Annotated in this window: 7 protein-coding genes; 3 read left to right on the top strand and 4 right to left on the bottom strand. The window is 57.3% G+C overall.

The window, feature by feature from the left end:
* Window positions 1-161 precede the first annotated feature (161 nt).
* From BDE01S_RS05300 to BDE01S_RS05285, 4 genes are all read right to left on the bottom strand, one after another.
* Window positions 162-1,415, bottom strand: coding sequence for an HlyD family type I secretion periplasmic adaptor subunit (locus BDE01S_RS05300; RefSeq protein WP_066078294.1), 1,254 nt, complete (start codon window positions 1,413-1,415; stop codon window positions 162-164).
* Window positions 1,416-1,439: 24 nt separating this feature from the next.
* On the bottom strand, window positions 1,440-3,755 hold the full coding sequence (locus tag BDE01S_RS05295) for a type I secretion system permease/ATPase (RefSeq protein WP_082790426.1): 2,316 nt from the start codon (window positions 3,753-3,755) through the stop codon (window positions 1,440-1,442).
* 24 nt (window positions 3,756-3,779) lie between these two features.
* A complete protein-coding gene (locus BDE01S_RS05290) occupies window positions 3,780-4,949 on the bottom strand; it encodes a TolC family protein (RefSeq protein WP_245934326.1) in 1,170 nt (389 codons plus the stop codon).
* 366 nt (window positions 4,950-5,315) lie between these two features.
* Window positions 5,316-6,101, bottom strand: a complete 786-nt coding sequence (locus tag BDE01S_RS05285) for an inositol monophosphatase family protein (protein WP_066078290.1) — start codon at window positions 6,099-6,101, stop codon at window positions 5,316-5,318.
* Window positions 6,102-6,326: 225 nt separating this feature from the next.
* Here BDE01S_RS05285 and BDE01S_RS05280 point away from each other — a divergent pair, with 225 nt between their 5' ends.
* The 3 genes from BDE01S_RS05280 to BDE01S_RS05270 are packed head-to-tail and all read left to right on the top strand — an operon-like array spanning window position 6,327 to window position 9,194.
* Window positions 6,327-7,148 (top strand): RNA methyltransferase, encoded by an 822-nt coding sequence (locus BDE01S_RS05280; protein ID WP_066078289.1) that lies wholly within the window; start codon window positions 6,327-6,329, stop codon window positions 7,146-7,148.
* A gap of 31 nt (window positions 7,149-7,179) precedes the next feature.
* Window positions 7,180-8,280 (top strand): endonuclease/exonuclease/phosphatase family protein, encoded by a 1,101-nt coding sequence (locus tag BDE01S_RS05275; RefSeq protein ID WP_066078287.1) that lies wholly within the window; start codon window positions 7,180-7,182, stop codon window positions 8,278-8,280.
* A 44-nt stretch (window positions 8,281-8,324) separates the two neighbouring features.
* Window positions 8,325-9,194: a DUF1853 family protein gene (locus BDE01S_RS05270; protein ID WP_066078285.1), complete on the top strand. Its 870-nt coding sequence runs from the start codon at window positions 8,325-8,327 to the stop codon at window positions 9,192-9,194.
* The last annotated feature ends 429 nt before the right edge of the window (window positions 9,195-9,623 follow it).

Genomic DNA, 9,623 nt, shown 5'->3' with positions numbered 1-9,623 from the left:
TCAACGAGTCGTCGGGCAAAAATGCCCGACCTACTGCTATAGTCGAAGCGTCATTTCGGCTACGGTGCCGGCTCGCCTTGTATCAGAATTTACTCTCCGACCATATAAAAAGGCCGTCTGAAAATACGGATTTTCAGACGGCCTTTTTCATGCCGACGCACTTAACGCTCGGTCAGCGCGCTCTTCATGCGCGTCAGCGGCTTGATCAGGTATTGGAATACGGTTTTCTCGCCGGTTTTGATGTCCACTGTCGCCACCATGCCCGGAATAATCGGCATGTCTTTGCCGTTTTTGTCTTTCAGGCTGTTGGTGTCGGTTTGCACCAGGATGCGGTAATACACTTGGTTGGGGTCGAGCTTCAAATCGTTGGCGCGGTTTTGCACGGAATTGCTGACGGTATCCGGGCTGATTAAGGTCACTTTGCCTTCCAAGCCGCCGTAAATGGCGTAGTCATACGCGCTGACTTTGACGGTAGCGGGCAGACCCGGGCGCAGGAAGGCGACGTCTTGCGGGCGGATATAGGCTTCGACCAGCAGTTTGTCGTCCAAAGGCACAATCTGCATAATCTCCTGCCCTGCCGACACCACGCCGCCGACGGTATTGATTTTCACGTCTTTCACAATACCGCGCATGGGGGCGCGAATCAGGGCGCGGTCCACGGGGTCGGCGCGCATGGCCATGTTTTCCTGTGCCTGCGCCAGCTCGGCTTCGGCTTTCACCAGCTCGTTGTTGGCTTCCGTCATGTAGCGGTTGCGGCGCTCGGCAATCTGCAGCGACAAATCGCTGGATTGGCGCTGCATCCGCAGCAATTCGACTTCGGACACCACGCCCTGCGCCACCATCGGCGCGGTAATGGCAATCTCGCGATCCAAAGCGGCTTTGCTATAGCTCAGGCTGTCGATGGCTTCGGTTACGGCGCGGCGGCGGGCGGCAAATGCGGCCTGCTCGCGCTGGCGCAGCTCGTTGCTGACGTTTTTGGGGAAGTTCAACGGCACGCCGTAGGCTTCGGATTTCAGACGGGCAACAGTGGCTTCCAGGTTTTGCACTTTGGCTTCGCTCTCACGCAAAACGGCTGACGAACGGGTGTCGTCCAATTTCAGCAGCACTTGGCCTTTTTCGACGATGTCACCCTCTTTCACCGACAATTCGGTGATGATACCGGGATCGAGGCTTTGAATAACCTGCTCGCGGCTGCTCGGAATCACGTTGCCTTGGCCGCGGGTCACTTCTTCCAGCGGGCTGTTGTAAGCCCAGATGACGAATACCACTAAAAAGGCGGCAAACAGCATGATGACCCAAAACTGGCCGCTGTGTTTTTCTTTCTGCAGGGCGGCATTCAGGTCGTTAATCAACTCCAAATCTTTGGATTTGATGCTGCTTTCCCTGTTTGAATTTGCTGTATTTTTACTGCTCATGATAATGGGTGGCTTTCTGAAATATCAATTGGTTTGAACCTGAGCGCCGTTGCTTGGTGCGGCCTGCGGCGCGGCATTTTCAGACGGCTTCTGCACCGGCTCGATGCTGACTTTAAGCTCGGCCGGTTTTTTGTGTACGGTAGCGACGCTTTGTACCTGCGCGTTCTGCCCCTGAGCAGCCGGCTGCGCTGGAACGTGCTGCTGGGCAGCAGCGCGTTGCGCTTGCTCGTTCTGCTGCAAATGTTGCAATACGGCATCACGCGGTCCGTCGATGATGACTTTACCTTCATTGACCACCACGACGCGATCGACGATTTTCAGCACCTGCATACGGTGGGTGACAACCACCATGGTGCGATCTTTCGTCCAATCAGCGATGGCATGCAGCGCCAACTCTTCCGTACCTTTGTCCAGGCTGGCGGTCGGCTCGTCCAGCAAGACCACGCGCGGATCGCGCAGGGTCATGCGGGCCAGGGCGACGATTTGTTTTTGGCCGCCCGACAAACCCATGCCGTCTTCACCCAAAGGCATATCCAGCCCGCGCGGGTGGTTGCGGATCACTTTGTCCAAGCCGAAGCGTTGCAGGGCGCGGAGCAGGTCTTGGTCACTGGTGAAGCCGTCCATGCGCGCCATATCGAGGTTTTCGCGCAGCGTGCCCAAAAACAGGCGCGGCGACTGACCCAGCAGCAAGACTTGGTTACGCAGGAAATTCGGATCGATTTGGCGCATATCCGCGCCGTCGAGCGTCACGTTGCCGCTTTCGGCATCATAAAGGCCGCCGGCCAGCTTCAACAGCGTGCTTTTACCGCTGCCGATGCGTCCCAAAATACCGACTTTCTCGCCGGGGCGGATGGTCAGGTTGATGCCTTGCAGCGCATGGTTGCTTTGCTCGTTGTAGGTAAACGATACGTTCTCAAACGCGAGCTGGCCGCGCACATTGTCCAGAGTAATGTATTTCCGCTCGGGGTCGCGCTCGATGGGTTTTTCCACGATATGGTTCACGCCTTGCAGAGCCACTTTGGCCTGCTGGAAGCGGATGGCCAACGATGCGACCTGCGTCAGCGGCGCCAGAGCGCGGCCGGACAGAATGACCGAGGCAATCAGCGCGCCCATGGTGATGCGGCTGTCCACATTATCGGCGTGTACCAGATAAGTGCCGACTACCACTAAACCAACGGTATTGAGCTGCTGCATGGATGCGGCGAAGAAGGAAATGAAATTGCCGGCATCTTTCAGCTTGATGGAAGACGCGGCGGTTTTCGCGGTAAATTCGTCCCAGCGGCGCTGCGCCCAAGAAGATGCGTTATTGGTTTTCAGCGTTTCAAGACCTTCGACGGCTTCCACTGCCAAGCCGGAACGCTGGGCGCTTTCTTTCATGGATTCGCTCATTGCGCGCGCCATCGGACGCTGCATCAGAATGCCGACCAAAATCACAATGGGGATAATCACCATCGGCACCAGTGCCAGCTTGCCGCCGACCAGAGCAATCACCGCCACAAACAGCACCAAAAACGGCAAATCCACCGCCGTCAGCAGCGTGGCACTGGTCATAAAGTCGCGCACAGCTTCAAACTCGCGCAGATTGTTGGCATACGAGCCGGAAGATGTCGGGCGGTCGGCCAGTCGCAGCGACAAGACGCGGCGGAACAAGGCCGAGCTGATAATCAAGTCGGCTTTTTTGCCCGCCACATCAGTTAAATGGCCGCGAATCATTTTGGCGATAAACTCAAACAAAATCGCCAAACACACGCCGATGCTCAATACCCACAGGGTTTCATACGCCTGATTGGGTACGACGCGGTCATAAACATTCATGATATACAGCGAGCTGACCAGCGCCAGCACGTTGATAATCACGGTTGCCAGAATAATCTGATAGTAATAGCTGCGGAAACGCCAAATCACTTTCCAAAACCATGCTTTGGGCAGGTGGTATTCCGGCAGGTCGGAACGGTTGTCCGACACCATTTTCTGCTTGATAAACCAGCAGAAGCCCAAATACACGGCGGCCAACTGGTCATGGCCGACTTCCTGGATCAGGCCGTCGGCCTGGCGCAGGCGGTAGGTCCGGTTTTTGCCCGAGCCTTGAATATGGGTCACGACCACCGCGTCTTCGTTTTGCAGCACCAGCACCACGGGCACGGCCAGCGCGGGAATGTCCTCCAGCTTCCGCTTGGAAAGCGTGTTTTCAAAGCCGTGGCCGCGCAGCACTTCGCTCAGCGAGTGGTAATTGACATTCAGTTTTTTATCCCGAACCACCTCGGCCGAAAGCGCCGCCTCCGCCACAGGCGCGCCCAACAGACGGGTAACCAGCGCAATATGTTCGATAATTGATTTCATAATTTATTTCACGTAATGATGTTTTCAGTTTTCCTGCTCGTCTGCCGCCGTGATGCCGGCCCATGTGCCGACATTCGATTGCGTCACCAGATATTCCAATGCGGCATCGCGGAAATCGTTGCGGGCGGCGATGTTTTCCTGCTCGATGCCCGATAAGGTGGTGTAAGCGCCCAATACGTCCGTCAGCGTGCGGCGGGCGATTTTGAACTGCAGCTCATACACCCGCACCACGTCTTTCTGCGCCCGGATATGCTCGGCGGTGATTTTTTCGCGCTGCTCGTTCTGCACCATATTGATTTCGGCCGTGCGGCTTTTCTCTTCGGTGTTTTTCAGAATCTGCTCGGTACGCGCTTCGGCGGCCGAGAGGGTGTGCGCGTTTTTCTGCACGTTGTGGCGCGATGCGAGGTCGAATACGTTCCACTCCACATTAAAATACAGCTCGCGGTTTTCACGCGTTGCACTGCCTTCCAGATTCAGAGACGGCAGACGCTGGCGGCGCGACATTTCCAATTCCGCACCCGCGCTTTTCTGTTCGGCCAGCTGCGCCTGGTAAGACGGGTTGCTGCTGCGGTCGCCGTTGCGGAAGCGGCCGATAAACGACTCGGCTGTTTCGCTGCCGAACGGATCCTGCAAGTCGGCCGCACTCAGTTTTTTACCCGTATAGCGCGACAGGCGGCTCAAAGCCGTTTCCATAATCCGGCGCTGCTGCACGATAGATGTTTCCACCTGAAGCTGACGCGCCTGGGCTTCAATCAGTTCCGAGCGTCGGCCGCCGTCGTATTTCACGATGACGTTTAAGTCTTTCAGCAGGTTGTTGTGACGGATTAAGCTCTGCTGCTGCACGCGCAGCGTTTCTTTGGCGCGCAGCGCTTCCAGATAGAGCTTGCCGATGTCGTAGCCGAGCTGCTCCTGCGTTTCGTAATATTTGTGGTGGAAATACGCTTCTTTATGCTTGTCGCGCTCGACGGCGGCCTGAATCGCCCCGCCGGAATACAGGTTGACCCGCCCGCGCACGCCTATGCCGTCGTCACGGTTATTACTGGGATTTTTATGGTGCTGGCTGACAACCGAAACGCCCGTCAGCGCAATCACGGGATAATGCTGGGCAAAAGAGGCTTTCGTTGCGCTGCGTGCCGAATCTTCGTTGGCTTTCGCCTCGTTCATAATCGGGTCGTAGCGTAACGAATGGCGCATAATCTCCTGCAGCTCCAACGCCTGTGCGTTCTGCACGGCACAGGCCAGCGACAGCGCGGCCAAGCTTTTCAGCCAGGGGCGCGTTGGGGTTTGGCTCAAACCAAACGGTAGGATTTGCTTGATTCGCATAAAGTTCACAAAAGAAATGTCCGTAATTTGTGTATCGGCAGCCGGAAATGACAAGCGGTTTTCCGCTACTCCCCGGCAGTATAGCACTTTCCCGGCCTGCCGCCCCGCCCGATTTTCCGCGCGGCGGAGCGACTTGCGGCCGGATGTGCCGTATTATCATGATTTTTTTGATTTATATAACGATAGCCGCGCCTGAAGCGGTGTTGCATCGCCGCACAGGCCGTCTGAAAAAGCAGCTTATTGGTGTGCCGCAATCACTTGCAGCATCTGCGCCAGCACTTTCGGATTACCGGCCACGACATTGCCGCTTTCCAGCCAGCCTTCATTGCCCTGCATATCGGTGACGATGCCGCCCGCTTCCTGCACAATCAGCGCACCGGCGGCGATGTCCCACGGCTTGAGGTTGAACTCGAAAAAGCCGTCCAAACGGCCTGCGGCCAGGGCGCACAAATCCAAGGCCGCCGCACCTTCGCGGCGCGCGCCGGCGGTTTTCGCCAAAAAGTCTTTCAGAATCGCCAGATATTTGTCCATCATGCTTTGATCGACAACGGGGAAGCCCGTACCGATCAGGCAGCGGTTGAGTTCGATGCGGTTGGAAACACGGATGCGGCGGTCATTGAGCAGTGCGCCTTTGCCGCGCGACGCCATATAAAGGTCGTTGCGCTCGGGCGCGTACACCAAGGCTTCCTGTAGCACGCCTTTGTGCAGCAGCGCCATGGAAATCGCGTATTGGGGATGGCCGTGTAAGAAGTTGGTGGTGCCGTCGAGCGGGTCGATAATCCATTCGTATTCCGCTTGGGCTTTACCGTGGGAGCCGCTTTCTTCGCAAGTGATTTTGTGGTGCGGATACGCTTCTTTGAGTGCTTCGACCAAAATCATCTCGGATTCGCGGTCAACACTGGAAACAAAATCGTTGAATGCTTTGCTGTCCACCTTCACGGCGTCCAAATTGCCGCCGGCGCGGATCATCATCTGGCCGGCTTTGCGGGCGGCTTTGAAAGCGGTATTTAAAATCGGGTTCATAATCGTCTTCCTAATCAGGTACAATAGGTTCGGCCGCCGCCGGCTGCAAGCCCGCAGGCGCCCGCCCGCCGTTTTCAGACGGCAGGCTGCAACGTTTTCACGTTTCCAGTGTTGTTAAAGAACATTTCAGACGGCCTTTTCGGCAAGCTAAAAGCCGCAACGGGCCGTCTGAAAAAATCGAATCACCGCATTATAACCCATCAGCGATTAAACCGAAAAGAAAACATGACCCTTGCCAAACCTGCCCTGCCTGCCTATCTCGACAATATCCGTATCGTCCTTACCCGCACCAGCCACCCTTCCAACATCGGTTCGGCCGCCCGCGCCATGAAAACCATGGGCTTGAGCCGCCTGACGCTGGTTGCGCCCAACCTGATGGCCACGCCGATGACGGAACATCCGCCGGTATTCGACCCGCAGCAGCCCCAAGCCTTCAAGCTGCCCGAAGAAAGTTTTATTCTCGCTTCGGGCGCGGCCGATGTATTGGAAAACGCCGAAATCACCGCTACGCTCGATGAAGCGTTGGCCGACACCACCATCAGCTGCGCGCTTACCAGCCGCCGCCGCGAAATCACTGCGCCGCTGCAAACGCCGCGCCAGCTTGTACCCGAGCTGCTGCAGGCTGCCGCACGCGGTGAAAAAGTCGCATTGGTGTTCGGCAATGAAACCTTCGGCATGAGCATTGAAGAAGTGCAGGCCTGCAACCGCCTGATGACCATCAGCGGCAACCCTGATTATTTTTCGCTCAACCTTGCCCAAGCGGTGCAAGTCGTGTGCTACGAGCTGTTCAGCCAAACCGATATGGCCATGACCCACTTGCAGCAGGAAGACCACGCCGCCACCCACGCGCAGATTAAGGGAATGATCGACCACATGGAATCGCTGATGCACGATATCGACTTTTTCCGCCGCCGCAACAGCGAGCGCCTGATGCGCCGTATGCAGAGCCTGTTCGGCCGTGCCAACACCCAAACCGAAGACATCGACATCCTGCGCGGCTTTTTCAACACCCTCAAGCAGAATCTGAAAAACAAAGACCAAGCCTGATTTTCCCGTTTACCCCGCCCCGACGCTGCCCATGAATCCGACTGTTTACTACACCGCCCTGTGTTTTCTGGCCTTGCCGCTGATGACCACGCTCCTGCCGCTGGTCAAGCACGACCATTGGCTGTTTCGAGTATGGGATTTCCCGCGCCTGCAGATTGCCGTTGCCGCGCTGGTTTGCATACCGCTTGCCGCAATATTGGCGTGGCAGGCACCGGCGTTCGGCGTATTGGCACTGATTAACGCGCTGTGTCTGGCGTATCAGCTTTGGCATATCTCGGCCTATACGCGCCTGAGCAAGCCGACCGTGCTGCGTTACTGCGGCGAATCGGACGAACGCAGTATCTCCCTGCTGACCAGCAATGTCTTAACGCCCAACCGCCAATCCGACAAGCTGCTGGCGCAAATCCGCACCTATCGGCCCGATGTGGTGCTGACGCTGGAAACGGATTTATGGTGGCAGGAAAAACTGGATACTCTGGAGCAAAGCGGCTACGTTCACAACGTCAAAGTGCCGCTGGATAACCTCTACGGCATGCATTTATACAGCCGCCTGCAGCTGGACGACGTGCAGGTGCGCCATTGGGTTGCGCCCGACATTCCGTCCATCGCCGCCCGCCTGCAGCTGCGCTCGGGCGAATGGGTGCGTATCTACTGCCTGCACCCGCAGCCGCCCAGCCCCACCGAAGCCGCCACCGCCACCGACCGCGACGCCGAGCTTTTGCTGGTGGGGCAGGAAATTGCCAAAACAGACGAACCGGTATTCGTATTCGGCGATTTGAACGACGTTGCCTGGTCGTCCACTTCCACGCTGTTTCAAAAAATCAGCGGGCTGCTGGATCCGCGCAAAGGCCGCGGCATGTTCAGCACCTTTCACGCCCATTACCGCCTGCTGCGCTGGCCGCTGGACCACATCTTCCACAGCCACCACTTTATGATGCGCGACATCCGCGTGCTGCCCGATATCGGCTCCGACCACTTTCCCGTGTACGGCGCGTTTCAATATCACCCCGCCGCCACCGCCCTGCAGGACGAGCCGGTTGCCGACCGCGAAGACAAACAGGAAGCCGCCGAAAAAATCGCCGACAGCGACCCCATTAAAGAAATCATCGACCACCCGGACAACAGCCGCTGATGCCGCCGATCCGACCCAACCGCCAACAAGCCGTCTGAAAAATCATGAACTACGCCCTTGATGCCCTCTGGTGGAAACTCACCGACCCCGCCGTACGCGACCTTGCCGCCCTTCTGACTGCCCCGCCCCTATGGCACAGCGGCGCGGAATTGCCCGTGCGCGAATTATTGGGCGAACACGGCTTCCGCTATCTTTTACAGCTCGACCAAGCCCCCCAAATCCTGCACCAACATTTATCGGCACACGCCCCGTTTGCCCACCGCCTCGGGCTGTATGCCGAACAGCTGCTGGCCTTTTGGTTCGCCAACGCCCCGCACACCCGCCTGCTCGCGCACAACCTGCCCGTCCGCACCGCCGATGCCCTCACGCTCGGCGCCGCCGACTTCATCGCCACCGTTAACGGCAAACCCTACCATATCGAATTGGCCTGCAAATACTACGGCAGCCCGAGCGGCCGCACCGACGACTTCTGCGGCCTCAACCGCCAAGACTGCCTGCGCGACAAAGCCGCCAAGCTGCCGCAGCAAATGATGCTGCTGAAATTTTCAGACGGCCTGCATACCCTGAAAACACACAGCCTGCCCGAAAACCCGCAGCCTGCTTCCGTTATACGCGGCATCGCCTTCCTGCCCGCCGATACGCCCGCCGCCGAAGCCCCGCTCAATCCCCTAGCCTGGCAAGGCCGCTATCTCAGCGACTGGGCGCAATATCCCGCTCACGATTACCCCGCCGCCCGCTACGCCCTGCTCGAACGCATGGCCTATCTCGCCCCCGCCCGTTTACCCGAAAGCCGCACCTTCACCGCTTCCGAGCTGTCCCACATCCGCAGCGGCCTAGTTGCCGTATTGGAACAACGCCCCGACGGCCATTGGCACGAAATCCTGCGGCTGATGAAAACTGAGCCAGACGCATAAATTCCCACACTCCACCCAACGGACTGCCTAAAAATTAAGCAGTCCGTTTTTCTTCAAACAGATAAACCACTTAAACCGCTTATCCACAATCCTTACACACCCCGCGCCGCACACATCGTGGATAACGCCGCCCAACTGCCTAAATATTAAGCAAGCAAAATTTCCCGATACATTTCAATCCCTCACCCGACTTATCCACAAACCACCCACAAAACCGCCCTGCCGCAAGCGGGATAAATGCACAGGCCGTCTGAAAACCCCTCGTTTCAGACGGCTACCCCAAGCCCGGCAGGTGGTTGAGCGCAGTCGAAGCCTTCTTAGTTGTAAGTTGCTTTGAGCCTGAATGTATCGTCAAATAACACAGAATGAGACAAAGCAGCGAAGCCGCAGACAGTACAAATCGTACGGGTCGGCGGACTTACTGCTTCA

Origin of the sequence: Bergeriella denitrificans NBRC 102155, from assembly GCF_001592185.1 — a bacterium.
Classification (GTDB): Bacteria; Pseudomonadota; Gammaproteobacteria; order Burkholderiales; family Neisseriaceae; genus Neisseria; species Neisseria denitrificans.
Note: the sequence above shows the minus strand (reverse complement) of the source record. Positions and strands in the feature narration are given on the sequence as shown.

Excerpts from the sequence above, each read along its gene's own strand:
- BDE01S_RS05275 (WP_066078287.1), top strand. The coding sequence starts at position 7,180 with ATGAATCCGACTGTTTACTACACCGCCCTGTGTTTTCTGGCCTTGCCG.
- BDE01S_RS05300 (WP_066078294.1), bottom strand. The coding sequence starts at position 1,415 with ATGAGCAGTAAAAATACAGCAAATTCAAACAGGGAAAGCAGCATCAAA.
- BDE01S_RS05270 (WP_066078285.1), top strand. The coding sequence starts at position 8,325 with ATGAACTACGCCCTTGATGCCCTCTGGTGGAAACTCACCGACCCCGCC.
- BDE01S_RS05280 (WP_066078289.1), top strand. The coding sequence starts at position 6,327 with ATGACCCTTGCCAAACCTGCCCTGCCTGCCTATCTCGACAATATCCGT.
- BDE01S_RS05295 (WP_082790426.1), bottom strand. The coding sequence starts at position 3,755 with ATGAAATCAATTATCGAACATATTGCGCTGGTTACCCGTCTGTTGGGC.
- BDE01S_RS05290 (WP_245934326.1), bottom strand. The coding sequence starts at position 4,949 with ATGCGCCATTCGTTACGCTACGACCCGATTATGAACGAGGCGAAAGCC.
- BDE01S_RS05285 (WP_066078290.1), bottom strand. The coding sequence starts at position 6,101 with ATGAACCCGATTTTAAATACCGCTTTCAAAGCCGCCCGCAAAGCCGGC.